At 67.8% G+C, this 26306-nt stretch carries 27 protein-coding genes; 18 read left to right on the top strand and 9 right to left on the bottom strand.

What is annotated here, in order from left to right; translation table 11 throughout:
- Positions 1-30 precede the first annotated feature (30 nt).
- Together PKD89_RS04585 and PKD89_RS04580 are read right to left on the bottom strand one after the other, a co-directional pair.
- Positions 31-903 (bottom strand): hypothetical protein, encoded by an 873-nt coding sequence (locus tag PKD89_RS04585; protein ID WP_287380155.1) that lies wholly within the window; start codon positions 901-903, stop codon positions 31-33.
- A 13-nt stretch (positions 904-916) separates the two neighbouring features.
- Complete coding sequence (locus PKD89_RS04580; protein WP_287380157.1) at positions 917-1582, bottom strand: L,D-transpeptidase family protein; 666 nt, start codon at positions 1580-1582, stop codon at positions 917-919.
- Positions 1583-1806: 224 nt separating this feature from the next.
- Here PKD89_RS04580 and PKD89_RS04575 point away from each other — a divergent pair, with 224 nt between their 5' ends.
- The 3 genes from PKD89_RS04575 to PKD89_RS04565 all read left to right on the top strand — a co-directional run bounded on the left by PKD89_RS04575 (position 1807) and on the right by PKD89_RS04565 (position 5881).
- Positions 1807-3285 carry a sigma 54-interacting transcriptional regulator gene (locus PKD89_RS04575; protein WP_287380159.1) on the top strand — a complete coding sequence of 493 codons (1479 nt, stop codon included), beginning with the start codon at positions 1807-1809 and terminating at the stop codon, positions 3283-3285.
- 10 nt (positions 3286-3295) lie between these two features.
- Complete coding sequence (locus tag PKD89_RS04570) at positions 3296-5311, top strand: hypothetical protein (protein ID WP_287380161.1); 2016 nt, start codon at positions 3296-3298, stop codon at positions 5309-5311.
- 282 nt (positions 5312-5593) lie between these two features.
- A complete protein-coding gene (locus PKD89_RS04565; RefSeq protein ID WP_287380163.1) occupies positions 5594-5881 on the top strand; it encodes a WhiB family transcriptional regulator in 288 nt (95 codons plus the stop codon).
- Here PKD89_RS04565 and PKD89_RS04560 read toward each other — a convergent pair.
- Complete coding sequence (locus tag PKD89_RS04560; protein WP_287390341.1) at positions 5878-6564, bottom strand: 5-formyltetrahydrofolate cyclo-ligase; 687 nt, start codon at positions 6562-6564, stop codon at positions 5878-5880. The genes PKD89_RS04565 and PKD89_RS04560 overlap by 4 nt on opposite strands.
- Positions 6565-6579: 15 nt before the next feature.
- Here PKD89_RS04560 and PKD89_RS04555 point away from each other — a divergent pair, with 15 nt between their 5' ends.
- Positions 6580-6795, top strand: a complete 216-nt coding sequence (locus PKD89_RS04555) for a twin-arginine translocase TatA/TatE family subunit (RefSeq protein WP_287380167.1) — start codon at positions 6580-6582, stop codon at positions 6793-6795.
- A 161-nt stretch (positions 6796-6956) separates the two neighbouring features.
- Here the strand turns inward: PKD89_RS04555 and PKD89_RS04550 are convergent, their stop codons facing one another.
- Complete coding sequence (locus tag PKD89_RS04550; protein ID WP_287390339.1) at positions 6957-7202, bottom strand: WhiB family transcriptional regulator; 246 nt, start codon at positions 7200-7202, stop codon at positions 6957-6959.
- A gap of 168 nt (positions 7203-7370) precedes the next feature.
- Between PKD89_RS04550 and PKD89_RS04545 the strand changes: the two genes are divergently transcribed.
- The 4 genes from PKD89_RS04545 (at position 7371) to PKD89_RS04530 (ending at position 12580) form a co-directional block, all read left to right on the top strand.
- Positions 7371-8675: a S1C family serine protease gene (locus PKD89_RS04545; RefSeq protein WP_287380170.1), complete on the top strand. Its 1305-nt coding sequence runs from the start codon at positions 7371-7373 to the stop codon at positions 8673-8675.
- Positions 8676-8871: 196 nt separating this feature from the next.
- Positions 8872-9078 (top strand): hypothetical protein, encoded by a 207-nt coding sequence (locus tag PKD89_RS04540; protein WP_287380172.1) that lies wholly within the window; start codon positions 8872-8874, stop codon positions 9076-9078.
- 23 nt (positions 9079-9101) lie between these two features.
- The gene (gene ppk1, locus PKD89_RS04535) at positions 9102-11204 is read left to right on the top strand and encodes a polyphosphate kinase 1 (protein WP_287380174.1); all 2103 of its coding nucleotides are present in this window, start codon (positions 9102-9104) and stop codon (positions 11202-11204) included.
- Positions 11204-12580 carry a hypothetical protein gene (locus tag PKD89_RS04530; protein WP_287380176.1) on the top strand — a complete coding sequence of 459 codons (1377 nt, stop codon included), beginning with the start codon at positions 11204-11206 and terminating at the stop codon, positions 12578-12580. Before ppk1 ends, PKD89_RS04530 begins: the two co-directional genes overlap by 1 nt.
- Here PKD89_RS04530 and PKD89_RS04525 read toward each other — a convergent pair.
- Together PKD89_RS04525 and PKD89_RS04520 are read right to left on the bottom strand one after the other, a co-directional pair.
- On the bottom strand, positions 12561-13070 hold the full coding sequence (locus PKD89_RS04525; RefSeq protein ID WP_287380177.1) for a carbonic anhydrase: 510 nt from the start codon (positions 13068-13070) through the stop codon (positions 12561-12563). The genes PKD89_RS04530 and PKD89_RS04525 overlap by 20 nt on opposite strands.
- Positions 13071-13150: 80 nt before the next feature.
- Positions 13151-14623 (bottom strand): zinc-dependent metalloprotease, encoded by a 1473-nt coding sequence (locus PKD89_RS04520; protein WP_287380179.1) that lies wholly within the window; start codon positions 14621-14623, stop codon positions 13151-13153.
- An 18-nt stretch (positions 14624-14641) separates the two neighbouring features.
- Between PKD89_RS04520 and PKD89_RS04515 the strand changes: the two genes are divergently transcribed.
- Positions 14642-15793 carry a hypothetical protein gene (locus tag PKD89_RS04515; RefSeq protein WP_287380181.1) on the top strand — a complete coding sequence of 384 codons (1152 nt, stop codon included), beginning with the start codon at positions 14642-14644 and terminating at the stop codon, positions 15791-15793.
- Here PKD89_RS04515 and PKD89_RS04510 read toward each other — a convergent pair.
- Positions 15768-16922: a hypothetical protein gene (locus tag PKD89_RS04510; protein WP_287380183.1), complete on the bottom strand. Its 1155-nt coding sequence runs from the start codon at positions 16920-16922 to the stop codon at positions 15768-15770. The two genes, PKD89_RS04515 and PKD89_RS04510, sit on opposite strands and share 26 nt — an antisense overlap.
- 112 nt (positions 16923-17034) lie before the next feature.
- Here PKD89_RS04510 and PKD89_RS04505 point away from each other — a divergent pair, with 112 nt between their 5' ends.
- The 8 genes from PKD89_RS04505 (at position 17035) to PKD89_RS04470 (ending at position 24073) form a co-directional block, all read left to right on the top strand.
- Entirely contained in the window at positions 17035-17547 is a 513-nt protein-coding gene (locus tag PKD89_RS04505; RefSeq protein ID WP_287380185.1) for a molybdenum cofactor biosynthesis protein MoaE, read from the top strand.
- A complete protein-coding gene (locus PKD89_RS04500; protein ID WP_287380187.1) occupies positions 17544-17744 on the top strand; it encodes a hypothetical protein in 201 nt (66 codons plus the stop codon). Before PKD89_RS04505 ends, PKD89_RS04500 begins: the two co-directional genes overlap by 4 nt.
- Before the next feature lie 174 nt (positions 17745-17918).
- Entirely contained in the window at positions 17919-18920 is a 1002-nt protein-coding gene (locus PKD89_RS04495; RefSeq protein ID WP_289012356.1) for a rod shape-determining protein, read from the top strand.
- Between the two features lie 149 nt (positions 18921-19069).
- The gene (locus tag PKD89_RS04490; protein WP_287380189.1) at positions 19070-19828 is read left to right on the top strand and encodes an ABC transporter ATP-binding protein; all 759 of its coding nucleotides are present in this window, start codon (positions 19070-19072) and stop codon (positions 19826-19828) included.
- On the top strand, positions 19825-20538 hold the full coding sequence (locus PKD89_RS04485; protein ID WP_287380190.1) for an ABC transporter ATP-binding protein: 714 nt from the start codon (positions 19825-19827) through the stop codon (positions 20536-20538). The genes PKD89_RS04490 and PKD89_RS04485 overlap by 4 nt, the downstream gene beginning before the upstream one ends.
- 60 nt (positions 20539-20598) lie before the next feature.
- Entirely contained in the window at positions 20599-21522 is a 924-nt protein-coding gene (locus tag PKD89_RS04480; RefSeq protein WP_287380192.1) for a branched-chain amino acid ABC transporter permease, read from the top strand.
- Positions 21519-22736 (top strand): branched-chain amino acid ABC transporter permease, encoded by a 1218-nt coding sequence (locus PKD89_RS04475; RefSeq protein WP_287380194.1) that lies wholly within the window; start codon positions 21519-21521, stop codon positions 22734-22736. The genes PKD89_RS04480 and PKD89_RS04475 overlap by 4 nt, the downstream gene beginning before the upstream one ends.
- Positions 22733-24073 carry an ABC transporter substrate-binding protein gene (locus tag PKD89_RS04470; RefSeq protein WP_287380195.1) on the top strand — a complete coding sequence of 447 codons (1341 nt, stop codon included), beginning with the start codon at positions 22733-22735 and terminating at the stop codon, positions 24071-24073. The genes PKD89_RS04475 and PKD89_RS04470 overlap by 4 nt, the downstream gene beginning before the upstream one ends.
- On the opposite strand, the gene PKD89_RS04465 is transcribed toward PKD89_RS04470, so the two are convergent.
- Both PKD89_RS04465 and PKD89_RS04460 read right to left on the bottom strand, forming a co-directional pair.
- Positions 24070-24741: a HEAT repeat domain-containing protein gene (locus PKD89_RS04465; RefSeq protein ID WP_287380197.1), complete on the bottom strand. Its 672-nt coding sequence runs from the start codon at positions 24739-24741 to the stop codon at positions 24070-24072. The genes PKD89_RS04470 and PKD89_RS04465 overlap by 4 nt on opposite strands.
- On the bottom strand, positions 24738-25055 hold the full coding sequence (locus PKD89_RS04460; RefSeq protein WP_287380200.1) for a hypothetical protein: 318 nt from the start codon (positions 25053-25055) through the stop codon (positions 24738-24740). Before PKD89_RS04460 ends, PKD89_RS04465 begins: the two co-directional genes overlap by 4 nt.
- On the opposite strand from PKD89_RS04460, the gene PKD89_RS04455 reads away from it, so the two are divergent.
- The gene (locus PKD89_RS04455) at positions 25054-26286 is read left to right on the top strand and encodes a YlbL family protein (RefSeq protein WP_287380202.1); all 1233 of its coding nucleotides are present in this window, start codon (positions 25054-25056) and stop codon (positions 26284-26286) included. The two genes, PKD89_RS04460 and PKD89_RS04455, sit on opposite strands and share 2 nt — an antisense overlap.
- Positions 26287-26306 lie beyond the last annotated feature (20 nt).

Genomic DNA, 26306 nt, shown 5'->3' with positions numbered 1-26306 from the left:
CGGTGGCGGAGCCAGACGTCGGTGGCCAACCTACTCGTCGGGGATCGAGAGCGACCAGAAGGCCACACCCGCTGCGTCGTCGGTCAGCACGTAGCGCCACGCCGTCGGAGGTCGCGAGTTGTCCTCGGCCCCGGCGATCAGGGTCAGCTCGAGCGACAACGACCCTTCCAGCGGCCGAACGAGGGGCAGGGTGGCGATCGTGGCCGACCCGGCCGTGGGGACGGGCCCGGAGAATGTCCACGAGTGGACACGTTCTGCCCACCGCACCGTGGCGACCACCCGTGCTGTGTCGGCGTCCGCGCCCGTGTCGCCGTCCATCCAGTCCCGGCACAACCACAGGTTGACGGCAAACCCGCGGCCGGGGCGCAGGTGCGGTGGCGGGGGCTCGGGGAGGACGGTGACCGGTGCCCAGGCCGGATCGCTGGGCTGCTCGGGCCAGGGCGCGCTGAACCCACGCCCGGGCCGTCCCGCCATCCGCCGTACGGTCGCGATCACGTTGGACGGCACGGGCTCCTGGGGTGGAACTCGGTTGGTCGCCCCGGTCGTCGGCGCTGCTGTGTCGTCGGCGCTGGTCGACCGCACCCATGCCAGCGTCGTGGGCCACCGTCGGTGGCGCCGGGCCAGCAGCGCCGCCGCAGCTCCAGGTGCCAGATCGGGCCAAGAGGAGACCCCGGTGCCTGCCAACCGTTCCAGGAACGACCGTCGGCGGTACCGGTGCTCCTCGTCCATTACCCGCAGCCCTGCCGAGGTGGCCGCATTCCTGACGATCGTCGGAATGGCGCCCGAGGGGGCGCGCACCGCGTTGGCGCCGAGGTCGACCGCCCGCCGGGCCACGGTCTGGGCCTGCGCGGTCGTGGCAACGCTCAGGTCGTCGGCGTCGAGTTCGACGCAGCGCAGATACACCGCCTCAGTGTCGTCAGTAGACCCACACCGTTGTGCCGATGCGGCCCCAAGCTGTCCCCCAGAGGAAGTCGATCTCCGGGTTGGTCAGCCGTACGCATCCGTGGCTGGCGGCGTAGGCGGGAACCGACGGCGAGCCGTGGAGGGCGATGCCACCGTTGAAATACTTCGGACGCCACAGCTTGCCGAGCGGTGAGACTCGTAGGCCGTTGATTTGACGGAAAATGCGGTATTTGCCACGGGGCGTGCGGTGGCTGGCATCGCCGGTCGACGCATTGAACACGGAATGGACGTAGCCACCGTCGACCAGCAGCACGACCTGGCGGGCCAGGTCGACCTCGATCACCCGGCCCGAGCGGCTGCGGGCGTTGGGACGACCGACCAGGTTGATGTGGCGCAGGGTTTGGGGTCCGGCGACCCCGTCTCGCCCCAGACCGTAGAACTTCTGGAACGCCATGACGGCGTGGTAGGTGTTGGACCCGTAGGAGCCGTCGGCCGACACAAAAAAGCCGAGTTGGCCAAGTCGGGATTGCATCGACTTGACCGCAGCGCCTCTCGAGCCGCTGCGCAGCGTCTGGCCGGTGGGCACGGGGGTGGTGTTGCAACCGCACGAGGCGCCCAGCGTCGCCATGACCAGCATGGCGATGAGGAGACGGGTCCTGCCGGTGGTCCGTCGCTTCATCGAATTAGACGCTGAATGTGTAGCCACGATCACTCTCCGTGAGGTTCCGCTCGGTGTGCTGTGATTTCGTTCTGAGATTGCTAACAGATTTTAGGCGAAATTGCACTCATCGGCATGGCGGCTTGATCGCTCTCTGCCGGTCGGTCCGGCCAAGGCCGACCCTTTTCTCCGTCTTCGTCCGGACGCGGGCTCGTCCTCGGCCCATCGCGGGATACCTTGCCCGGGTGACCGCACACGATTCCCCCTCCGAGACCACGGCCGCATCGGCCGACGCAGATCACCGGGTTCCAACACCTCCTGACACCCTGCCGGCCACGCTGGGTGAGCTGTTGGCCTCTGGCTGGACGTCTCGCAGCGTGGTCGATGAACTGCGGGCCAATGCCATCGCCAAGCTTCGTTCGGGCGAGACGTTGGTGCCCGGCGTGATCGGCTACGACGACACGGTGCTGCCGCAGCTCACCAACGCGCTGCTGGCCGGTCATGATCTGATCCTGCTCGGGGAGCGCGGTCAGGCCAAGACCCGCATCATCCGGGCACTCGTCGAGCTGCTCGACGAATGGCTCCCCGCCGTGGCGGGCTCCGAACTTGCCGACGACCCGACCGCCCCGATCAGCCCCGGTGCGATCGCCGCCGTGGCCGAGGGGGGCGACGACACCCCGCTGGAGTGGTTGCACCGCTCGCAGCGGTACGCCGAGAAGCTGGCGACGCCCGACACCTCGATTGCGGACCTGATCGGGGAGGTCGACCCGATCAAGGTGGCCGAAGGCCGGCACCTCGACGATGAGGGCACCATTCACTTCGGCTTGGTGCCTCGCGCCAACCGCGGCATCTTCGCCATGAACGAGCTGCCGGATCTGTCCGAACGCATCCAGGTGGGCCTGTTGAACATCCTCGAGGAGCGAGACGTACAAATCCGTGGCTACCGGATCCGGCTGCCGGTCGACGTCATGTTGGTCGCCTCGGCCAACCCGGAGGACTACACCAACCGCGGTCGGCTGATCACCCCGCTCAAGGACCGCTTCGGTGCCCAGATCCGCACCCACTACCCACTCGAGGTGGCCACCGAGGTGGAGATTCTCGACCAGGAAGTCACCGTGCCTCAGGTCGAGGGCGTGTCGATCGGGATGCCGCGACCGATGGCCGATGTGGTGGCCACATTCTCCCATCTGGCCCGGCAGAGCTCACAGATCTCGCAGCGATCCGGCGTGTCGGTGCGCCTCAGCGTGACCAACGCCGAGACGATGACCGCCAACGCGGTGCGACGCGCCCTGCGCCTTGGCGAGAGCGAGGCCGCTCCCAGGGTGTGCGATCTCGAATCCCTGCCCGCCTCGACGATGGGCAAGCTCGAGATCGAGAGCCTGGAGGAGGGCCGAGAGGGCCAGATCGTGGGCCAGCTTATGAACCACGCCGTGCTGGCCGTGTTCCGCGAGCTGGTCAGCCCCGGGGATCTAGGACGGGTTGTCGACGAAATCGAACAGCACGGCGCCGTCGAGGTTGGCGACGACGTGACCTTGGTCGAGTTCACCGAGCTGCTCTCCGGGGCCCCGGAGCTCACCAAGGTGGCCTCATCGGTGGCGGGCGACGCCGCGACGGCGGCCGAGTTGGCTTCCGCCGCCGAGCTGGTGCTCGAAGGCCTGCACCTGTCCAAGCGGCTCAATAAGGACGCGATGGGCGCCGCCACCACCTACTCGGGCCGCCGCTGATGGGCATCTCGTGACCTCTCGGCTGCGGTACTCACCATGGGACGGCACCCAGGTGGTCTTCGACGTCGATGCCCTCGACGTCATGGAGGAACTGACCGACGACCTGCTGTACTCCGGCGACGTCAACGCTGCCCTTCGTCGCCTGCTGCAGGAGGGCATGACCGATCGTGACGGCCGACGCCTGGAGGGCCTGACCGACCTGATCGAACGCCTTCGGGAGCGGCGCGAGGAGCTGCTGGCCAACTCCGACCTCGGCTCGGCGGTCGAGGGCATCGGTCAGGAGCTGACCGAGATCACCGACATGGAGCGGGCCGAGATGGACTGCCAGGAGGCAGCGGCGCGGGCCTCGGGCGACGAGGAGTGGGCCCGGTCGGCCCAGGAGTCCTTCACCAACAAGCGTTTTGACCTCGACCTGATGCCGCCGGACCTGGCCGGGCAGATGAAGGCGCTCGATCGTTACGACTTCACCTCCGACGAGGCCGCCGAGCGCTTCGAGGCGCTCACCGAGAGGCTTCGGGGCCAGCTGCTCGACCAGGCGTTTAATCAGATGTCGGGGGCGATGGCAAACCTCAGCCCCGAGGAACTCGCTCGCAACCGCGACATGATGGCCGAGCTGAACTCGATGCTCGAGGCCCGCTCCGAGGGGCGCGAGCCCGACTTCGAGGGTTTCATGGAGCGGTTCGGCGACATGTTTCCCGAAAACCCCCAGGACCTGGACGAGCTGCTTGAAGCGCTGGCCCGTCGCATGGCCGCCACCCAGGCCCTGATGAACTCGCTGTCGCCCGAGCAACGCGCTGAGCTGGCGGCGCTGTCCGAGCAGATCATGTCCGACTTGGGTCTCAACTTCGAGATGTCCCGCCTGGCCGACAACCTGCGTCAGATGTTCCCGGACGCCGGCTGGTCGGCCCGCTACGACACCTCCGGGTTCGATCCGCTCGATCTGGCCCAGGCGTCAGAGCTGATGAGCGAGCTGGGCGACCTCGACTCGTTGCAGGGCTTGCTGCGCTCCGCGGCCACGCCGGGAGCGCTTGGCGAGGTCGATCTCGACCGGCTGTCCGAGCTGATGGGCCCCGAGGCCGCGGAGCAGGTCGAGCGGCTGGCCGAGCTGACCCGCCAGCTGCAGGAGGCGGGCCTGATCGACACCAAGGAAGGCCGCCTCGAGCTGACCCCGGCCGGTCTGCGGCGGCTGGGCCAGAATGCCCTGGCCCAGGTGTTCCGTCAGCTGCGCAACGATCAGCTCGGCACCCACGATCATCCAGATATCGGGGTTGGCCACGAGCCGGCCTACGTCACCCGCCCGTGGGAGTGGGGCGACCCGTTTCGGGTGGACCTGCACGCCACGGTCCGCAATGCCGTGCTGAGGGAGGCCGCCGAGGGCCGGCGACCGACCGGTCGGGTATCGCTGTCTCCCGACGATTTCGAGATCGCCGAAACCGAGCACCAGGTGCGGGCCGCCACCGTCTTGATGCTCGACCTGTCGTTGTCGATGCCGATGCGGGACTACTTCCTGCCGGCCAAGCGGGTGGCGATGGCGCTGCACGGGCTGATCACCATGCAGTTTCCCCGCGACTACTTGGGCATCGTCGGGTTCTCCGAGGTCGCCCGGGTGCTGCGAGCGGACCAATTGCCCGAGGCCAGCTGGGACTACGTCTACGGCACCAACATGGCCCACGGCTTCCAGCTGGCCCGCGAGCTGCTGGCCCATGAGCAGGGCACCAAACAGATCCTGATGGTGACCGACGGCGAACCAACCGCTCACATCGGGCCCTCCGGCGAGCCCCAGTTTCAATATCCCCCCAGCCAGGCGACGATCGACGCCACATTGACCGAGGTTGGCCGGTGCACCCGTGCGGGCATCCGCATCAACACCTTCATGCTCGAACCCGATGGGGGCCTGGCGCGCTTCGTCGAGCGGCTCACCCAGATCAACGGCGGTCGGGCGTTCTTCGCCGACCCCCAGAACCTTGGCGAGTTCGTACTCGTCGACTTCGTCGAACAGCGCCGCAAGCTGCTCCGCCAGCGCTGAGGCGAAGCTTCCGGTCCCGATCCGCGTCCTCGACCCGGGTCTTTCGACTCGGACGTTTCGGTCGACGGATGTGCAGATTTTCAGCCGAAGAATCAACTCGGCGTTGCAAAGAGGGGCCCGCAGCGGTCAGAATAAATCACACTGCTGTAATTACAAGCGTGTCTCGCTGGAGGTTGGTGCGAAGGCGCCGAGCGATGACGGAGCCTCAGGGAGGCATCGTCGGTCGCATCGGAGCCGGTGCCCCACCGCTGGGGGGAGAGGCAGGCTGGAGGCCCCGAACCAATGGATGACGACGCGACCGACGAGACTGAGGAGGCCAGCTGGCAGCTGGAAGCCAACTGTCTCGGTGTAGACCCTGATTTGTTCTTTCCGGAACGGGGGGCCTCCACCAAGGAGGCCAAGGCGGTGTGCAAAGGCTGCGTGGTGCGGGAGGACTGCCTGGAGTTTGCCCTGCAGAACGGGGAGAAGTTCGGAATCTGGGGTGGGTTGAGCGAGCGCGAACGGCGTCGCATCCGACGCCAGCGTGCACTGGAACGCGCGGCCAAGCGGGACGATTCCCAAACCGCCTAGCTCGTTGAGCCGGGGGTGGCGACCAGCTCGGACGGTGTGACGATCAGGTGCATCGGCACGTCCCAGCGCTGCACTTCGAGATGCTCGACCAGTTGGAACTGGTGAGCGACCCCGACCAGAAGCGGGGTGCTGGCGTTGGGGCGGTCGCCGGCCGTCCCACCCAAACCGGCGAGTAGGCGGTCGTACCAACCACCCCCGCTGCCCAAGCGGTTGCCGGCGGGATCGAAGGCCACGCCGGGCACGAGGATCAGCCCGTGGTCGCTCGGCTCCACCTCGGTTGCGTCTGCGACGGGGTAGCGCAGCGTTCCCCAAGCTGTCGCCAGGGGGGCACCGGGATTCCAGCCCAGCATCCGGGGGCGGGCCGCCGGATGGCCAGGCAGGGTCAGGCCGTTCGGCCCGTCCATCAACGTGGGGCCACCCCCGGGGTGGGGACCGACCACCTGAGGCGGGCGCACGTCGGGCTCGCCTCGGACCGGCCAGTACAGGCCGATCGGTCCGGCTTGGGCCGCTCGCCGCACCCGCAGGTCGTCGGCCAGGCGGCCCAAGATGCTTGACGAGGCGACGCTGACCGCCGCCTCGGACAACGCTCGGCGTCGTCCCAGAAGACGGGCCCGGAGGGCTTGTGTTTCCGTCTCTGGAGGCACCCCGGCGGGAGGCTCCGATGCCGCTCGGCGCTGATTCATGGGTACCATGGTCGCATGGGTAATGAATGGATATTCGTGATTTTGATTGCGCTGGTGGTCATCGGCGGCTCTCAGATCCCCAAGTTGGCTCGCAACCTGGGCCGCGCACAGAACGAGTTCAAGGCCGGCTTGGAGGAGGGCAAGGCTTCAACGCCCCCGCCGGATCCGGCTCAGCCCACCCAGGCACCAACCCCTCCTGCCGCAAAGCGGGACGAGCCGACGGTCGACTGAACTTCACGACGCCCCGAGCTGTGCAGCTTGGGACGGTGAGCAGTTGCGAAGCGCTCGGATGGGCGCGGCCCTGTCGGCAGCGGAGGTCTCACGCTGCCGACGGCCAACATTGGGGGGTGGTCAGGGGTGGGGGTTTGGTGCGTGGATGAGGGGTCAGGCGCTCAGCCGACCGAAACCGGGCTGGTCACGGAACGGCGCTTGAGTATGCGGCGGCGCTCACGCTCGGACGTGCCACCCCAAACTCCGTGGTCGACCCGGTTGACCAAGGCGTACTCCAAGCACACCTCTCGAACCGGGCAGTCGACGCACACCTTTTTGGCGACTTCGACACCGACACCATCGCTGGGGAAGAACAGGCCGGGCGGTTGCTCGACGCAGTTGCCTTCGTCCATCCATTCGCTATCCATCATGGACTTCATGCCTCCTACAACTAGCAGCCCAGGGTTTTGTTCCCAAACGTCGCCGCTGAGAGCGCACTTGGTCTGAGAGCGGGCACAGACAGGCCGAGCGGGGCCACTCCGATCGGGTGGGGGCGGTTGGTAGGGACGGGCCGCAGCCTGCATGCTGGGGGTCTCATGGAATCCGAGAGTGTTCACCCCGGGGCTGGCGGCCTGACGTCTTCGGGCAACGAGGCAGGGCGCGACGGGTCCCCCCTTCCCCATTTCTCGCCCGCCGGAACGCCTCCTCGACCCGGAGCAACCGAGGCCGAGGCCAAGTCGCCCCCCATCTTTGTCGGGGCTCCGTTGGGCGGCTCGCCCGCCGCTCCCTCGGGTGGCGAACCGCAGGGCTCCGACCGGCGGGGCGGCGGCGCCGGTCACTGGCGAAGCGCCGTGATCGGTGGGGTCGTCGGCGCATTGGTGACCTCGATGGTTGTCGGTGCGTTGCTGGTGTTGGCGCCGCGCCGGGAGATCACCGAGATCCGGCCGAGCGACGAGCTGCGGCGCGAGGCCCTCGACATCGGAACCCTGCTCGAGCTGGTTCGCCCCAGCGTCGTGGCGGTCAACACCGGTGAGCAGACCGGCGACGGGATGTTTGCCAGCGCAGGTTCGGGTGTCGTGCTGTCGGATGAGGGCCTGGTGCTCACCAACGCCCACGTCGTCTCGGGTGCGCAGTCGATCAGCGTCGACCTGTTCGACGGGCGCACCCGCCCGGCCAAGCTGGTCGGGAGTTTCCCCGAGCGCGATGTTGCGGTGATCCAGCTGCAGGACCTTGAGAAGCCGGTCGTTCCCGTCGAGCTGGGGCGCTCCTCCGACCTCAAGGTGGGCGACCAGGTTGTGGCGATCGGCAACGCCCTCGGCCTCGGGGAGGATCCCAGCGTCACCTCCGGCATCGTGTCGGCCACCGGCCGCAGCATCCCGGGCCCAAGCGGTCAGCTCGTCGACCTGATCCAGACCGACGCCGCGATCAACCCCGGGAACTCCGGTGGACCGTTGGTCGACGTTTCGGGCCGTCTGGTCGGCATCAACACCGCATTCGCAGCCAACAGCCAGAACATCAGCTTCGCCCTGGAGATCGACTCGGTGATGCCCTTCGTCGAGGACATCGAATCCGGCGACAGCCCGGTGACGGCGGACAGCCCATTCCTGGGCGTCCGCACCCAGGACGTCGAGGCCCTGCCCGCCGACGTGAAGACCAACTTCGACGTCCAGGTTGACGCCGGCGCCTTCGTCGCCAGCGTCGTGCCCGACTCCGGCGCTGCGGACGGAGGACTGCAGAAGGGCGACGTCATCGTCGAGATCGACGGTCGAACCGTGACCTCGTCCCAACAGGTCGGCGACCTGGTGGCGGCATCGAAGCCCGGTACCGAGCTGTCCGTCGTCTTCCTGCGATCGGGCGCCCGCCAGAGCATCGATGCCACCGTCGGACGGGTGGGCGGCTGAACAGCGGCTGAAAGCGTCGCTTGGGCGACGTGGTGCGAGAGTACGGCGTGAGCCGAGAAGCACCTATCATGGCGTCGACGCAGCCTGCGACGCAGGCCGATCTCGATCTCTGGAGCCAGCCATCGCCTACGAAGAGCCACTCTACGACCCCGACTCTCCGCCCCGGGCCGACGTGACGATCGTCTACGGGGGCCCGGTGGCACCCCACTGGGACATCCGTACGGTCTCTGGCGACCGCTCCGTCGCCGACGCGTTCGCCGCTCGCGTCAACGCACGTCTGATGCTGCTGCCCGCCCACGACCCACAGTTTCGTCGCAACCGGGAACGGGTCAACAAGGACGCCGAACGCGAACACATCCGACTCACGTGGGACCTCGGCTACGACGAGGGCGACGACCGCTGAGCGCCGAAGGGGGAGGCGATGCCATGAGTGGGGAGTCATTGGGGGCGGCCAGCGAATTGGGCCCAGCCCGCTTCAGTAATCGTGAGCTGTCGTGGCTGGACTTCAACTCGCGCGTCCTCGCCCTGGCCGAGGACCCCGACACGCCGCTGCTGGAGCAGGCCAAGTTTCTCGCTATCTTCACGTCCAACGGCGACGAGTTTTTCCAGGTTCGTGTGGCGGGCCTGATGGAGCAGGTGGAATCGGGTGTCACCAGCCGGTCCGACGACGGCCGCACGCCGGCCCAACAGCTGCGTGAGATCTACAAGCGCGCCTCGGAGTCGGCCGACAGGGCAGACGAGGTGTTCCTCTCGGGCCTGGTGCCCGCGCTGGCCGACCGCGGCATCCACTTCATCAAGTGGCGGGAGCTGCCCCCCAGCGACCAGGACTGGCTTCGGGACGTCTTCAACGAGCGCATCTTCCCGGTGCTCACCCCCCTGGCGGTCGATCCCTCCCATCCGTTTCCCTACATCTCCAACCTCTCGCTCAACCTGGGCGTGCGCCTGAGGGATCCGCTGACCGAAGAGGTGCGCTTCGCCCGTCTCAAGGTGCCCCGCCTACTCGACCGGTTCCTGGCGCTGCCCGAAGGCGACCGGTTTGTCCCGCTTGAGCAGGTGATCGCCGCCCATCTGGATCGGCTGTTTCCCGGCATGTCGGTGGTCGACTCCACCATCTTCCGGGTGACAAGAAATACCGACCTCATGTTGGAAGAGGACGAGGCCGATGACCTGCTGGCGGCCGTGCAGTCCGAAGTGCGCCGGCGGCGCTTTGGCGGTGCGGTGCGTCTCGAGGTTGATGACCACGCCTCTGAGGAGATGGTCGAGTTTCTCATCGAGGAGTTGGACCTGGGGCCCGAAAATGTGTTCCGGCGTCGGGTGCCCCTCGACCTGACCGGGCTGTTCACCATCCGCGCCCTCGACCTGCCCGATGCCACCTATCCCGAGTTCAACGGGATCACCCAGCCGCGCCTGGCGTCGGGGCCGGAGACGGTACCTGCCGACTTCTTCGCCACCCTTCGCAAGGGTGACGTGCTCGTGCACCACCCTTACGACAGCTTTTCGAGCAGCGTCGAGGAGTTCATCCGGCAGGCGGCACGCGACCCCGACGTTCAGGCGATCAAGCTGACCCTGTACCGCACGTCCGGTGATTCCCAGATCATCGAGGCGCTGATCCGCGCCGCCGAGCAGGGCAAGGCAGTGGCGGCCCTCGTCGAGCTGAAGGCCCGCTTCGATGAGGAGAACAACATCGTGTGGGCCAAGCGCCTGGAGAAGGTCGGCGTCCACGTCGTCTACGGCATGGTCGGCCTGAAGACCCACACCAAGGTGGCCCTCGTCGTCCGCCAGGAAGGCGATCGGGTGCGTCGTTACTGCCATGTGGGCACCGGCAACTACAACTCGAAGACCGCCCGCATCTACGAGGACTTTGGTCTGCTGACCGCTGACGAAGTGATCGGAGCCGACGCCTCGTCGTTGTTCAACTACCTCACCGGGTACGCACGGGACGTGCAGTACCACCGGCTGCTGGTCGCCCCCCATCACCTGCGTAGCGCGCTGAGCGCTCGCATTCGGGGGGAGATCGAAGCACCGGAGGGCACCGGCCACATCGTGATGAAGATGAACAGCCTGGTCGACGGCGACATGATCGATCAGCTCTACGCCGCCTCCCAGGCCGGGGTTCGCGTCCAGTTGATCGTCCGGGGGATCTGTTGTCTGCGCGCCGGGGTCGAGGGCCTTTCGGAGAACATCGAGGTTCGCTCGATCGTCGGGCGATACCTGGAGCACTCGCGCGTCTACCACTTCGCCAACGGCGACGGGCACGGCCGCAGCGCCACCTACTTCGGTTCGGCCGACCTCATGCCCCGCAACCTGGACCGCAGGGTGGAGGCGGTCACGCCGGTGCTCGATGAGGACCTGAGCGCCCGCATCGCCGACATCCTGGCGATTCAGCTGGCCGACGACACGCTGGCGTGGACCCTCACCGACCGAACCTGGCAGCGGGTCAACCCGCCCGGTTCCGGTCCCGGTGAGGTCGACACCCACGTCGTGTTGGAGGAGGAGGCCAACAAGCGGGCCGCCCTCAACGTGATGTAGTGGACCCGAGTGCCGGCGGCCGGCCCCACACGTGGGATGGGCCGCTCCCCGTGCCCGGCCCGCAGGGCCCGGTGGTGCGCTGGAACGACCCGTTCCCTCGTTTGGCCGTTGCCCATGCGCTGTCGACGGCCGGAGACGCGATCGTCGCCATCGCACTGGCCAACACGTTGTTTTTCCAGGTGGACCCGACCGACGCCCGCGGGCGGGTGCTGTTGTACCTGTTGTTCACCATGGCGCCCTTTGCGCTGGTCGGACCGTTCATCGGCCCGGCGATGGACCGCGTGCCCGGTGGCCACCGATTGGTGATCCTCGCCTCGGCGGTTGGACGAATGGGCCTGGCCCTGGCGATGATCCCCAACGTCGACGGCGGCCTGTTGTTGTTCCCCGAAGCCTTCCTCGTGTTGGTGCTGGGCAAGACCTACCAGGTAGGCAAGGCGGCGCTGGTGCCCAGCGCTGTCAGCAGCGACAGCGAGTTGGTCGAGGCCAACTCCAAGCTCCAACTGCTGTCCGGGCTGGCCGGGGCGGCGGCCGCCATTCCGGCAGGCCTGGCCACGTTGGTGGGGCCCGGCGCTGTGTTGGCGTTGGCCGGCATCGTATTCCTGGCAGCGTCGCTCGCTGCTATCCGGATTCCCGACCCCAGGCGACCGGTCGAGCGAACCGATCCAGACGTGGCCGCCGAGCTCAACAACCTGCCGGTGCAAACCTCGGCGGCGGCGATGTCCTGGCTGCGTTGGGTGGTGGGCTTCGTGACGTTCCTCCTGGCGTTTGGTCTTCGTCGCCCGCCCGATGCCCCGCCGCCGGGCACGGTGGTCGGGAGGGTGGCGGCGGCATCCCGCTCGGAGTACGTCGCGGCGGCAAGCGACGGGCCGTACCCCACCTGGTTCTTCGCGGCGGTGGTCGTCGCTGCGGTCGTCGGAGGGCTGGCCGGCTCTGCCTCCGCCCCTCGGATGAGGGCGCGGGCGAGCGAGGGCACGATCCTGGCCGCCTCGATGGGGGTGATCGTTCTCAGCGCCCTGGCCGCGCTGGTGCTGCCCGGGTTGGCGGGCATGGTGTCGCTGTCATTCGGGGTGGCCGCCGGTGCCAGCGTGGGTAAACAGGCCTTCGATGCGCTGGTTCAAGCGGGGGCGCCCGACGTCGACCGCGGTCGGGTCTTCGCCCGGTTCGAGAGCCAGTTTCAGCTGGTGTGGGTGCTCGGCGCTGCGGTCGCCGTGTTTCTTCGCCTGGGCATCACGGCCGGGTCGGCCTTCGTGCTCGTCGGCGGGGTGGGCGCCATGGTGCTGTACCTGATCGCAGCGTCGAGGGTGGATCCGAGGCTGCGCCCGCCGCCGGCGTTCGCCCGTCCGCTCGGCGGGTTGTTCAGCCAGCGACCTCGTTGAGGCGTCCGGTGGTGACGTCGTAGACGAACCCGGACACGTGGTCCTTGTAGGGGATGAACGGGCTGCTGGCCAGCCGGGCCATGCTCTGAGCCACGTCGGCGTAGGGGTCAACGAACGACTCGAGGGCCCACCACGGCTTGATGCCGAGCTCGGCCTCCAGTTCGGCCTTGAAGGCGTCCTCGGTCACGGTCTGCAGCCCGCAGTCGGTGTGGTGCACCAGGATGACCTCGCGGGTCCCCAGCTTTCGCTGTGACAGGCACAGCGAGCGGATGACGTCGTCGGTGATCACACCGCCTGCATTGCGGATGATGTGGGATTCGCCGTTGGCCAACCCGAGCAGGGCAAAGATGTCCATGCGGGAGTCCATGCACGCAATCACCACGACCCGGCGGGTGGGCTCCACCCCAAGCTCGGGCTCGTGGAAGTTGGCGGCGTACTCGGCGTTGCCGGCCAGAATGTCGCTGTAATTTGGGGTGAAATCGGCGCTCATGTGCGCTCCCGTCGGGTCGTCGGATGGCTCGTCCGGTCGGCGGGAAAACCGCGTCGCCCGATCAGAGACGTGTTGGTCCCTCAGAGGTCCGGAAAGTCCGGAACATCCAAGGAGTCCGAGTCTGGCTCCGGACCGCCATCCGGCTCCACTCCGAGCCGCGCCAACCACAGGCCGGGTGCCTCGAGCTCGTTCGGGGTGGGAATCGCTTCGGGGTCGGTCACCAGACGGGTCAGCACGTCGGCGTCGGCCCGTTCGAGCACGCCCCGCACGAACACACGGCCCCGATCCATGACGTCCTGGGTGAGCTCGAGGCCGAAAAGGCGCTCGACGAAGCGGCTGGCCGGATCGACGCTGACCCGTCGCCGGCGAAGGGCCTCGGCCACGCGGCTGGAGCCGGGCATGAGCCGTTCGGCGACGGTGTCGGTGACCCAGCCCGACCAGCCTTCGAGGGCGGCGACTGCGGCATCGATCCGCGGCCGCAGTGCCTCCTGCTCGGGTGAACGCAGCGAACCGAGCAGGCGTTCCGGGCTGATCGCCAGGTTGTTGGGGTCGAACTGGTTCGGGTCGAAGTCGCTCCCCAGCGGATCGGAGTCGTCCTGGCCGAGCATGGACCTGATGGCGTCGGTGGACAGGTCGGTCGGTGAGGCGTCGACGTAGGCCCCGAGCAGGGCTTCGAGCTGCGGTCCGAAAGCGGCCCGACTCAACGCCGCATGCAGGGCCAGTTCCTGGGTGGTGATCCACAACACCAGGTCGTCGCGCTCCAACTCCCACTCGGTGGCGAAGCTGTCCAGGTTGGACGCGATCAGGTTGACCTCGTCGGTGTGTCGGGGCAGTGGCAGGTCGTAGGAGCCGAAGCTGCGGATCGCCAGCTGACCGACCGTGCCCGACGCCATCATCGTGTACAGCATCGACCCCATGATCGGGCCCATCGCCATGAAGGCGCCGAACATGGCCGGATCCACGCCGTCGGGGAGGTCCTCGGCGCTGGGTGGTCCCTCGGCTGCCGCCTGGTCGAGTTGGCCCTGTGCCAGGGTGCTCAGCGCATTGGACAAACGCCGAAGTAGCGGACCGTGGGCCTTCAGCGTCGTCTCGGCCCATTGGCTGCGGTTGACCGCGCTCACCTCGACTCCGGCGAGGGACAGGCCGGTGATCTCGGTCACGTGCAGCTCGGCCACTCGGGCCAGCGTTTCGATGCGGATGCGCTCGGCCGGGTCGATGTTGGCCTCGGGCTGACCCTCGGTGGCGATCGATGCGGCGAGCTTGGCCAGATGAGCGGTGTCGGGCTCACCGTCCCCTCCGACCGAACCCAGGCTGGAGAGCAGGCTGTTCAACATGGCGTTGAGGTCCATGCCCTCCATGCCCTCCATCCCACCCATACCTCCCATGCCCGGAATCGACCCCATCCCACCCATGGGGCCCATGCCGGGAATCGACCCCATCCCACCGATGGGGCCCGGATCGCCCGTCCCGCCGGGTTCGACCGGTCCACCCGGACGGTCGTCGGGATCATCGGCATCATCGTCGAAGGGGTCGAATGGATCGTTTGAGGCCACGCGGGCATGGTAGGCGCCATGGAGCCAAATTCCGAGGCGTCGCCGTCCGGATCCTCGCATCGCCACGGACCGGGTGCCGCGTCGGATCGGGTGGTCCTCGTTGGCGGGGACTGTCCGTTGGGCATCGCCCTGCTCGACGCGTGGGAGGCGGCCGGGATCGCCGCCACCGTGATCGGCCGCGTTCTCGACGGCGCCCCGACGACGCTCGCTGATCACCCGGTGATCCACGTCGGCCGCCACGGCGCCGTCGCCGCAGCGCTGGCCGGCGCAGACGAGTTGGTGATCCTGGCCGCCTCCGGCGTCCGCGACGTGGATGGCTCGGGTATCGGGTTGGTTGACGAGGGGCTGGTCGCCGCGGTGTTGCGTTCCGCCGCCGAGCGGCCTCCGGCGCATGTCACCGTCGTGTCGAGCGCCCTCGGCTACGACCGGCGGCGCCGCAGCGTTCCGTCGGCGCGCAGTACCGAAGTCGATCCGTTCGGGTTGCCGTTGGCGCTTCGACACCTGCCCGCTGCGCTCGCCGGTCGCGTGAGGGCCGAACGGTCGGCGACGTCGTGGGGTGATCGCCATCGCGTGCCGGTCGCCGCCCTGCGGCCGGTGCTGTGCGCGTCGCTCTCGGCGCGCGGCTGGTACGACCGATCCGGCTGGCGGGTTCGCCGGGTGCGCCCATCGCCATGGCCCACCGTGCAATACGTGCACGTCAGGGACGTCGTAGCCGCCGTGGAAACCGTGCGTGAGGGCCGTCGCCGGGGCACCTACAACGTCGCCCCCGACGATCTGCTCGACGGGCCGACGATCGCCGAGCTGGCCGACCGACACGTCGGCATCGGCGCCCCGAGCTGGGTGCTGGTCGCCCTCGACCAGATTCGCTGGTCGACCTGGTGGTCGCCGACCCCGCCCTCCCTGGTCCAAGTGGTGAGCAGCGATCTTGCAGTCGACGCGTCTGGACTCAAGGCGTTGGGTTGGTCGGCATCCCACTCGAGCGCCGAAGCGTTTCTCGTCGCTCATGCTCCAGCCTGGTGGCCCTCGCTGAGCGCTCGGCGTCGCCAGGACCTCGTGTTGGGTGGAAGCGCAACGATCCTGGTGGCCATCGTCGGCGGTGTGGGCTGGGCGGTGACCAGTCGTTGGCGGCGCCGGGTTCGCCGTCCTACTCCAGCTTCACCGCAACGGTGATCGCCCTGCCCGAACGCTGGCAGCGCACCTTGACGGTGTCGCCCTCGAGGTAGAACGCCGCCACCGCCTGGGCCTCGTCGCCGCTGACGACCGGATGGCCACCGACGGCGACCACCTGATCCCGTTCCCGAAGGGTGCCGTCACCCCAGGCCTTGGCCACCGTCGGGTGGTCACCGTCGTCGGAGAGCTGGGCCGGCAGGTCACCCGCCGGGAGCGGTTGAGGGCGCAGGCGAGCGCCGAGGGACCGAAGCACCGGCCAGGGCACTGCCATCGTCCGATCGTCGCTGGTCCTCGTCGTCAGGCCCAGGAGGCGTCCTCGGTCGGTCAGCTCCGTCCCAGGAGGCACGTTGCGCTGGCCGAGGTCGGCCACCAGTATCCGACCCCAGTCGCTGGGCACCCACTCGGACGTGAGTCCGTTCATGTCGGGGGTGCCCGTCGGCAGTGCCCAATCGCCGGATTCCCTGGCCTGGCCCGTGGCGGCCAGGGTCGTCGGCCCCACGGTGGCGGCGCCGTCGGGGTCATCGGCGGCGTCGACCTGGTAGGCCGCCAGCGCCAGCCGCCGGTCGGCCGATCGCAGCGTGACCGGTGCCCGCCGTCCATCGGCGATCAGCGTCGCCTGCTCGGGCGGATCGTCCATGGCGACGATGGCCACTCCGGCGGCGTCGACCATGACGCCGGTCGCCCGACGAGAACCGGCGACGATCGACGGCTGCGATTCGGCGGCGGTTTCGCCACCGAGGGTGGGGGTTGGCCCGTCGTCGGCGTCGGCGGTGCCGCCGGAGGCCAATGCGATCAGGCCGCCGACCGAGGCGATCACCGCTGCGACGCCGGCGGCGATCACGGCCGAGGTCGGGATGCGGCTGACCCGGGGGCTGGTGGCGCCCTGGCGGGCACTGCCCGGGGTTGGAGCCGGTGTGGGCTGGAGGCCGGCGGTTCGTTCGGCAGCTCGCATGCGGGCCAGTTCGCTCGGGTGACGCCACAGCCGATCGTCGGGGTGAACCGGGACCTCTCCGGTCCCATCCGCCTTCCCTCCGGGCGCGGCGGAGGCGGAGCCTGGCTCGCCGCCCGAGCTGTGGTCGGTTCCGGGCGGAGTCTCCTCAGGCTCGTCCGGTGGGATCCCGCTGGGCATCCGGCCACGATATCGACGCACTGCCGGCGAGGGGCCGCGGGCGTGGACCGTCGGGCGAACCGGCTCGGCGACTGCCGAACGGTCTGGGAGGGCCGGCAGTAGGATGGCCCGGGTGAGACGCAGCGAGGACACATGGCTCGATCTCCTCGACGAGCAATTGCCCATCGAGGAGGTTCGACGTTGGGCCATCCGCGACGATTGCGGAGCTGTTGTCGTGTTTTGTGGGACCACTCGGGATCACGCCGGTGACCTCACCGGCGTGACCGCACTTCACTATGAGGCCTACGAGGCCCACGTGGTTCCCCGCCTGGAAGCGCTGGTGGCCGAGACCCGCAGCGCGTGGCCGGCCGTCGTTGCGGTGGCGGCGCTGCACCGGACCGGCAAGGTTGCGTTGGGCGAGGAGGCCGTGGTGGTGGCAGTCTCGTCGCCCCACCGTGCCGAGGCATTCGCCGCTGCGGCCCATCTCATCGACCGGTTGAAGGCGACGGTGCCCATCTGGAAGCAAGAGGTGTCAACTGCGGGTCGGCGATGGAGCCCGATCGCAGCACAGATCGAGGAAGCCCCGATGACGATGGTCAGCCACCCCGGCACACAGCAACCCACCGATGCGGGGCCGTACCGATGAGCCCTGCATTGTTTCTCGTCATCGGTTTGGTGCTCAGCGTGATCGGATCGCTGGTCGCCTGGTTGTTCCTCCGAGACCGGCCGGCCTCCACCGATGCGATGGCCGACTTTCGTCGCACGATGTCGGCGCTCGACCCCAACGGCCCCAAACAACCACGCGATCGCAACGGGTCGAAAGGTTCCTCACGGAAGCGCTGAACGGCCCGATGACCGCCTCGTCCTGAGGCGGTTGTGGTGCATACGTGCCTCACCGGCGCGTCATGGGGCACGATAGAGCCCTCGGAAACATGAGTCCTCGGTGACGAGGCCTGAACACTTCGGGCAACCCCGACCCATCCCACCGGCCGAACGCCGACTTGAGAGGACAACCCACTGGCACGCGACCTGGCCATCGACCTCGGTACCGCCAACACCTTGGTGTACGCGCGGGGTGAGGGGATTGTCCTCAACGAGCCTTCGGTGATCGCCATCAACAGCCGCACCAAGGACGTGTTGGCGATGGGGCGCGAGGCCTGGCACATGATCGGGCGTACCCCTGCTCACATCGTTGCGGTTAGGCCCCTGCGCAAGGGCGCGATCACCGACTTCGAGGTGACCCAGGAGATGATCCGTCTGCTGTTGAAGCGGGTCGGCGTCTCTCGGTTCAATCGACCGCGCGTGGTGATCTGCGTGCCGTCGGCGATCACCCCGGTCGAGCGCCGCGCGGTCATCGATGCCACCAGGCGGGCGGGAGCGGCCGACGCCCAACTGATCGAGCAGCCGATGGCTGCTGCGATCGGTGCCGGGCTACCCATCAACGAGCCGATCGCCAACATGGTGGTCGACATCGGCGGAGGTACCTCGGAGACAGCGCTCATCTCGATGGGCGGCATCGTGGCGATTCAGGCGGTGCGGGTCGGGTCCTTCGACCTCGACGCCGCCCTGATCACCTGGATCCGTCGCGAGTACGGCATTGCGGTGGGCGAGCAGACGGCGGAGGAGATCAAGATCACGATCGGCTCGGCCTATCCCACCGAGGAGGAATTCCAGGCGGAGGTGCGGGGTCGGGAGCTGATGTCCGGCCTGCCCAAGACCGTGCTGATCAGCCCGGAAGAGGTGCGCGACGCGCTGGCCGAACCGGTCGGTGCCATGGTGGATTCGGTGATCACCTGCCTGGGGCAGGCGCCGCCGGAGCTTGCCCAGGACTTGATCACCCAAGGCCTGTACCTGGTGGGCGGTGGATCGATGCTGCGAGGCCTCGACCGTCGGTTGGCGCTGGAGACCGAGGTGCCGGTTCGTCAGGTGGCCGAGCCGCTGGAAACCGTCGTGCTGGGAGCCGGCCGGGTCATCGAAAGCTACGAGGCGCTGCAGGCGATGTTCATGGGCGCCCGGTGAGGGGTTTGAGCCGGGTCGTTTCGGTACGGCGGGCGTCGGAGGTTCATGGACGCCTGGCGGGGAGTTTGAGCCGGGTCGATCCTTCATGGTGATCGGGCGCTGAAGTAGGGTTCGCCCCACTGTTCCGGGGGAAGGGGAAGGGGGACGCTATGCCGCAGTTGGAAGCGAAGGATGTAACGCTGCGCTTCGGCGGTGTGGTCGCGCTCGATTCGCTGTCCTTTACCGCTGCGCCCGATTCGATCACGGCGTTGATCGGGCCGAACGGAGCCGGCAAAACCACCTTGTTCAACGTGGTGACCCGCCTCTATGAACCAAATTTAGGGTCGGTGCTGCTCGATGGGCAGGAGCTGCTGACGACCAAAGCTCACGACATCGCTCAGCTGGGCATCGCCCGAACCTTCCAGAACTTGGCGTTGGTACCGGGACTGACCGTGCTCGACAACGTGATGATCGGCGAACATTCCAGCACGACCGGCGGGTTTTTGATTTCGTTGGCAGGCCTGCAGTTTCTCGGTCGTGAACAGGCGGCCCGCCGGCGGGGCATGGAGCTGCTCGACCGCCTGGGGCTTGCCCAGTACGCGAAGTCGCCCGCAGCCGGGTTGCCCTTCGGCACCCTCAAGCGGATCGAGCTGGCCCGGGCATTGGCATCGAACCCCACCACGTTGCTGCTCGACGAGCCGGCGTCGGGCCTCACCCACTCCGAGGTGGACGAGTTGGGCGGCCTGATCCGATCGATCCGCGATGAGTTCAAGCTGACCGTGCTGCTCGTCGAGCACCACATGGGCATGGTGATGGAGATTTCGGATCGGGTGGTCGTGATGGAGTTCGGAAGGAAGATCGCCGAGGGCGACCCGGCGACGGTTCGGGCGGATCCGGTGGTCATCGAGGCCTACCTGGGGGCGTCGTGACCGATCCGCTGCTCGAAGTTCGTGACCTGACGGCCGCCTATGGGCCGGTGCAGGTGCTGTTCGGCCTGGATCTGGTGGTCAACCCGGGCGAGTTCGTCGTCATGCTCGGCGCCAACGGTGCCGGCAAGACGACCACGCTGCGGGCGTTGTCCGGCCTGGTTTCGGCCCACGGCACGATGAACTTCGACGGCTCATCGATCCTCGGCGACCGCGCCGATCAGGTGGCCAAGCTGGGCATCGCCCACGTGCCCCAAGGCCGGGGCACGCTGTCGGAGCTGACCGTCGAGGAGAACCTGGCCGTCGGGGCCTACCGGCGATCCGACAATGAGATCGACGACGATGTCGCCCGCTGGTTCGACACGTTTCCCCGCCTGGCAGAGCGCCGTCAGCAAACAGCCGGCTCGATGTCGGGCGGCGAGCAGCAGATGCTGGCGATCGCCCGGGCGATGATGTCTCGGCCCAGGCTGATCCTGTTGGATGAGCCCTCGCTGGGCCTGGCCCCTCTCATCACCAAGGAGGTGTTCGAGCGGCTCAGCGCCATCAACAAGGCCGAGGGCCTGGCGGTGCTGCTGGTCGAGCAGAACGCCAACCTGGCGCTCGAGGTGGCCGATCGGGCCTACGTGCTCGAGGCGGGGAAGATCACCGATCAGGGCACCGCTGCCCACCTCATGGCCAGCGAATCGGTCCAACGGGCCTACCTCGGAGTATAAGAACGATGAACCTGTTGTGTCCCACCGTTCCTCAGCTCGTGGCGGGAGTGTAGAGAACTCATGCACCTCCTCCTCGCGTTCGACACCGAGTTCTTCCTCCAGCGCGTCTTCGCCGGCCTCGAGTCGGGCGCGGTCTACGCCATGTTGGGCCTCGGCCTGGTCATCATCTACCGCAGCTCAGGTCTGCTGAACTTTGCCCAGGGCGAGATGGCCATGTTCAGCACGTACCTGGTGTGGGCGCTGGTGGGCAAGGACAATGGCGGCGGGCTCAACGTGTGGCTGGCCTTGGTGATCGCGATGGTGATCGCCTTCGTCGGTGCGGCGGCGATTCAGGCCCTGGTCATTCGCCCGCTTGGCGACCCCCACCTCAACCCGTTGGCGGTGGTGATCGTCACGATCGGGTTGTATTTGGCGATGCACGAGTTGCCGGCGCTTTTCTGGGACTCGGCCAACCACCGCCTGACCCCCCTGTTCGGCACCGGTTCGATCGACATCGCCGGCACTGCGCTGACCTATCGGGCGATCGGCGCGGTCGCGCTGCTGCTGATCCAGGCGGCGGCGTTCTGGGCGCTGCTGCGCTACACCAAGTTGGGTCTGGCGCTGCGGGCGGTGTCGACCAATGCCGAGTCGGCCAGCCTCAGCGGGATCCCCGTGCAACGCACGCTGATGTTCGGCTGGGGATTGGCCGTCAGCATCGGCGTGGTCGCCGGTGTCACGACGGTAGGGACAGCGATCTTCGACCCCAACTTCATGCTGGTCGTCATTATCTATGCCTTTGCGGGCGTCACCTTGGGCGGGTTCGACAGCCCGCTCGGCGCCGTGGTCGGTGGCCTGATCGTGGGCCTGATCACCGAAACCCTGCCGTACTACGTCGATGCCATCGGCGGTGAGTTCCAGCTGATGCCGGCATTCGTTCTCATCCTGGTCGTGCTGCTCGTGCGGCCCCAGGGATTGTTCGGCCGCAAGGAGGTGATCCGGGTATGAACGACTCCGATCCGATCACCGCCGCCGGAGCCCCGAAGGCCGCCGCCTCGTCCGGTTCACGCCCGGCGTCGGACGCAGCAGACCTCGACCGGCTGTTGGCGCCCGATCGCCGCAGCCAGCTGATCAAGGGCATCGTCGCCCTGGTGCTGGCGATCATCGTGTTGTCGCTGCCCTTCCAATACGCCGACTTCCAGCTCGACCGCTTCGCCAAGGTGATCGCGTTTGCGATCGCCGCCATGGGTCTCAACCTGTTGACCGGGTTCACCGGCCAGGTGTCGGTCGGCCACGCCGCGTTCTTCGGCGTCGGGGCCTACACCTCGGCCATCCTGGTCAACGACCACGGGTGGCCGCTGCTGGGGTCGGTCGTGATCGCCGGGCTGGCGGCACTCGTCGTCGGCGTCGTCGTCGGCCTGCCGGCGCTGCGCATTCGTGGCCTGTACCTCGCACTGGTCACGCTGTCGCTGGCCATGTTGTTCCCTCAGGTGGTGAAACGCCTTGCCTGGCTCACCGGGGGTTCGGAAGGCAAGCCGCTGCGTACCGGGGTCGACGTGGGCAACGGCGTGATCAAACTTCGCACCGTGCGCTTCGACGCGCCGTTCGGCAATCTGTCCTCCTCACAGTGGACCTTCTACGTCTACCTGGCGATTGGCGCCCTGGTGTTCCTCGTCTCGTCCAACCTGATCCGGTCGCGGATCGGGCGGGCGATGGTCGCCGTGCGCGACAACGAGATCGCCGCCACGTCCAACGGCATCAACCTGGCCTGGATCAAGGTGGTCACCTTCGGCCTGTCCGCTCTGCTGGCCGGGGTGGGCGGGGCAATGTACGCCCTGAACGAGGGCAACATCGTGCCGGACAAGTTCGGCGTCGAAGACTCGATCTACCTGCTGGTCGCCGTCGTCATCGGCGGCGCCGCCAGCCTGTGGGGCCCCGCGATCGGGGCGATCGCCATCGTGTTCCTGGCCGATCTGGTCCCCGAGAACCTGCAACCGGTCAGCCGTTTGATCCAGGGGGCGCTGCTGATCGCCCTGATCATCGCAGCGCCGGGTGGGATCACGGGGCTGGCCAAGCGGGCACGGGCTGCGGTGCAACGTCGGCTGAAGTCGTTGCGATCGTCGGCCTCCGACTCGTCGGAACCGACAACACCACCACCTGAGGAGCCGCTGAACACCCAGCGGTCCTCGCCAGAGATTTCCACCGAGGAGGAAACAGAATGACCAAACCACGTAACTGGCGACGTTCCCGGCTGCTGGCCGGCGCGTTGAGCCTCACGATGATCGCCGCAGCCTGCGGCGGACGCGACGATGGCGATAGCGCCAGCGATACCACCAGCGGCAGCGGCGGGGAGGAGGCCGCAGGGGGTGACTCGATCATCGACACCTCGATCTGCGCTGATTACCAGGCCACCGAAGGGGTCACCGACGACACGATCAAGCTGGGCACCTCGATGCCCCAGTCCGGCCCGTATGCCGTATTTGGCGGCATCCTCAACGGTCTCAAGGCCTACTACGACTACCAAAACTCCCAGGGTGGCATCGACGGCCGCAAGATCGAGCTGATCGCCTACGACGACGAGTACAAGCCGGACCGCACCTCCGACAACGTCAAGAAGCTGGTCGAGGAGGACAAGGTCTTCGCGCTGGTGTCGGTGCTCGGCACCCAGAACAACCTGGCAGTGCGGGACTACCTGGACGAGAACTGCGTGCCCAACCTGGGCGTCGCCACCGGCTCCCCGCAGTGGGGCGAAGCGGTGCAGTACCCGTGGCTGCAGGGTGGCATTCCCTCCTACGCGCTGGAGATGAAGCGGCTGGTCGACTACCTGGAAGAGGTGGAGCCCGACGCCAAGATCGCTCTGCTGCGCCAGAACGACGACTTCGGGGACGCCTACGAGAACTCCTTGGAGCTGTTGACCAAGGACAACGACATGGAGCTCGTCGCCACAGAGACCTACGACGCCCAGGCGTCGACGGACACCAAGGCTCAGGTGGACAAGCTGGCCCAGAGTGACGCCACCGTGTTCGTCAACGGCGCCTCCGGCTCGCAGTGCCCCAACACGCTGAAGTTCGTCCCCGACAACTGGGACGTGCTCACCTACGTGGGGATCACCTGCAACTCCAAGCTGGCCCTGTCGCTGGCAGGCGGCAAGGAAGAGGGCATCATCTCCACCCAGGCCACCCTCGACCCATCCAACACCGAGGACCAGAAGGACCCGGCGATGCAGGAGTTCCTCACCGAATCTGTGAAGCACGGCCTGACCGCGGACGAAGCCCAGCTGGGCGTTGCCGCTCTCGGCTGGAGCTTCGGCGCCATGACGACCGAATTGCTTGAGAAGTCCCCGGAGCTCACCCGTGAAGATGTGATGAAGACCGCCTGGTCGATGGACTCCGACGCGGTCGGGCTGATGTTGCCCAACTCGGGCCTCGTCACCGATGGCGGCAATGACCCGTGGCTGCTCGAGTCGCTGCGGATCGTGAAGCGCACCGACGGCCAGTGGGTCGAGGCGTCCCCGCTGAAGGACTACAACGGCGAGTCCAACGACTTCGTCGGCGGCTAGATCCCGCCTGGATCGTCGACCCCTGGATGCGGCTCCGCCGGTGGCGGAGCCGCATCCAGCAGGTCTTCGGCCCCCTGACGAACCTGCCAATCCCGGTCCTTGAGGGCTGCGACGAGGCGCCGTTCGACCTCCGGCCCCTCAAACGCTGCGAGCGCCAGCACCGCCCGACGTCTGACCGTCGCCACGTCGTCGTTGGCGGCGAGGACCGCGTCGGCCCCGGATGGATGTCCGATCGAACCCAACGCCGCCACAGCGGCCTCCCGAACCAGCTTGTCGGGGTGTTGCCCAGCGGCATCGGCCAGAGCGTCGACCGTGGCGCGAATCGACGGTGCGGCGGGGTCGCCTTCACCCAGCGCAGCCGCAGCGGCCTCGGCCACCAGGTGGTCGTCGCCGGCCAAGGCCTCCCGCAGCGCCTCGCTCAGCGCCTCGTCGCCGACAGCGGGATGGGCAGCGGCCAACCGTAACGAGCACAGCCGAACCCGCTGGTCGTCGTCGCTCAGCCCTTCGATCAGGTCGGCCGAGCCGAGCCTGTCGTGTCGACCCAATGCCAGTAACCGGGCGCTGCGCACCACGCCGGTGGGGTGCGTCGACGCGACGGGGGGATCGCCGAGGCCGTCCCAGCGCAACAGCTCGGCCCGCTGGGTATCGGCGTTTCGGCCGCCGCTCACCCGATGGTGCGGTCGGCGAACAGGCCGATCGTGAAGCCGATGACGCCGGCGACCACGGCCATCGCTGCCGCCAAACACGCAATCATCACGACGAGCAGTACTGCAGAGCGAACCCGGGAGCCCCATCCGTCCCCTCGACGCCGACCGGTCCAGAGTCCAAAGACTTCTCTCAGGGGCGGGACGGGGATGAAGCGCAACGTGGCTGCACCCGATCCCGAATCGGTGAGAGGCTTAGGCTTCACCCCGAACAGCAGGTAGCCCGCGACGAGTGCGGTCACCGCCACGGTTGCGAGCCCAACGATCAACATGAACATGACAGGCCCCAGCGTACCGCCCCCAGAGGGTGACCCCGGCGACGGTTCGCCGACCGTGGTCGAACCAGCCGATGCCGACGTGCAGCCCCGCCAAGGTCGGCGTGTGCCCCGCTGGGTGGGATGGGTTGTCGGCGTGGTGGTGCTGATGGTGATCGGTGGGGCGATCGGCGCCAGCGCTGCGATCCGGACCGACCAGGTGCTCTTCGAGCCCGGAAGCGTCCGCGGAACGGCCGGGCTGGTGGAGGTGTCCGGAACGAAGAGCTACCCGATGAAGGGCGATGTGCTCTTCGCCACCGTGTCGGTCCGCCAAGCGACGCTGTTCGATCGTGTGTTTCGGCGTCCCCTCGACGACACCCTGCGCTTCACCCCGATCGATGAGGTCTACCCGGACGGCGACAAGGCCGCTGTCGACGCAGCCAACGAATCGGCGATGGACGATTCCAAGACGGTCGCCAGCGTCGTGGCCCTGCAGCACCTCGGCCGCAAGGTGACCTTTACCGGCGACGGCGTTGCGATTGTCGAGGTGGCGCCCGAAATGCCGGCCGACGGCCTGTTGAAAGCCGGTGACCTGCTGGTCGGCGCCGATGGCCAGCGCTTGGAACTTACCGACGACCTGCACCGGATCCTCGAGGGAAAGAAGCCGGGCGATTCGGTGAAGCTCAGCGTGGTGCGCGGCGGCGCTCCGTCAAGCACCAGTCCCCACGGCGAGGATGGCAAGAAAACCGGTGGCAAGGACGACGGCAAGGACGACGGTGCTGACACCGACCCGCCCGCCGAGCAGTCGGCCGACGAGGAATCGGTGATCGTCCCGTTGGTCGCCGCCGACGATGGTCGTCCGGTGATGGGCGTGCAGGTGGCCGACTACAACCTCGATGTCGAGTTGCCGATCGACATCTCCTTCGACTCCGGCGAGGTCACCGGGCCGTCGGCCGGTCTCGCATGGACGCTGGCGATCGTCGACGAGCTGACCCCCGACGACCTGACGATGGGCCAGCGGGTGGCCGCCACCGGCACGATTGGGCCGGACGGTGCGGTGGGCCCCATCGGTGGCTTGCCCCAGAAGACCGCCGCGGTTCGACGGGCTGGGGCAGAGCTGTTCTTGGTCCCCGAGGGCCTGCCGAAGGAGGACCTCGTCCAGGCGAAGCAGATCGCCGGAGACGAGGTCGACCTGGTCGAGGTGGCCACCCTCGACGAGGCCATCGACGAAATCGAGGAGTTCGTCGGCGCCTGAGCCTTGAGGGCATCCACCGA

The organism is Candidatus Neomicrothrix sp., assembly GCF_035329545.1.
In the GTDB taxonomy this organism is placed as follows: domain Bacteria; phylum Actinomycetota; class Acidimicrobiia; order Acidimicrobiales; family Microtrichaceae; genus Microthrix; species Microthrix subdominans.
The sequence above is the reverse complement of the archived record's forward strand: the minus strand, read 5'-3'. Positions and strand labels throughout refer to the sequence as shown.

Bases quoted from the DNA above. Each gene is read 5' to 3' on its own strand.
- PKD89_RS04580 (WP_287380157.1), bottom strand. From the start codon at position 1,582: ATGAAGCGACGGACCACCGGCAGGACCCGTCTCCTCATCGCCATGCTG.
- PKD89_RS04565 (WP_287380163.1), top strand. From the start codon at position 5,594: ATGGATGACGACGCGACCGACGAGACTGAGGAGGCCAGCTGGCAGCTG.
- PKD89_RS04560 (WP_287390341.1), bottom strand. From the start codon at position 6,564: ATGAATCAGCGCCGAGCGGCATCGGAGCCTCCCGCCGGGGTGCCTCCA.
- PKD89_RS04555 (WP_287380167.1), top strand. From the start codon at position 6,580: ATGGGTAATGAATGGATATTCGTGATTTTGATTGCGCTGGTGGTCATC.
- PKD89_RS04550 (WP_287390339.1), bottom strand. From the start codon at position 7,202: ATGGATAGCGAATGGATGGACGAAGGCAACTGCGTCGAGCAACCGCCC.
- PKD89_RS04545 (WP_287380170.1), top strand. From the start codon at position 7,371: ATGGAATCCGAGAGTGTTCACCCCGGGGCTGGCGGCCTGACGTCTTCG.
- ppk1 (WP_287380174.1), top strand. From the start codon at position 9,102: ATGAGTGGGGAGTCATTGGGGGCGGCCAGCGAATTGGGCCCAGCCCGC.
- PKD89_RS04525 (WP_287380177.1), bottom strand. From the start codon at position 13,070: ATGAGCGCCGATTTCACCCCAAATTACAGCGACATTCTGGCCGGCAAC.
- PKD89_RS04515 (WP_287380181.1), top strand. From the start codon at position 14,642: ATGGAGCCAAATTCCGAGGCGTCGCCGTCCGGATCCTCGCATCGCCAC.
- PKD89_RS04510 (WP_287380183.1), bottom strand. From the start codon at position 16,922: ATGCCCAGCGGGATCCCACCGGACGAGCCTGAGGAGACTCCGCCCGGA.
- PKD89_RS04500 (WP_287380187.1), top strand. From the start codon at position 17,544: ATGAGCCCTGCATTGTTTCTCGTCATCGGTTTGGTGCTCAGCGTGATC.
- PKD89_RS04490 (WP_287380189.1), top strand. From the start codon at position 19,070: ATGCCGCAGTTGGAAGCGAAGGATGTAACGCTGCGCTTCGGCGGTGTG.
- PKD89_RS04480 (WP_287380192.1), top strand. From the start codon at position 20,599: ATGCACCTCCTCCTCGCGTTCGACACCGAGTTCTTCCTCCAGCGCGTC.
- PKD89_RS04475 (WP_287380194.1), top strand. From the start codon at position 21,519: ATGAACGACTCCGATCCGATCACCGCCGCCGGAGCCCCGAAGGCCGCC.
- PKD89_RS04470 (WP_287380195.1), top strand. From the start codon at position 22,733: ATGACCAAACCACGTAACTGGCGACGTTCCCGGCTGCTGGCCGGCGCG.
- PKD89_RS04455 (WP_287380202.1), top strand. From the start codon at position 25,054: ATGACAGGCCCCAGCGTACCGCCCCCAGAGGGTGACCCCGGCGACGGT.
- PKD89_RS04460 (WP_287380200.1), bottom strand. From the start codon at position 25,055: ATGTTCATGTTGATCGTTGGGCTCGCAACCGTGGCGGTGACCGCACTC.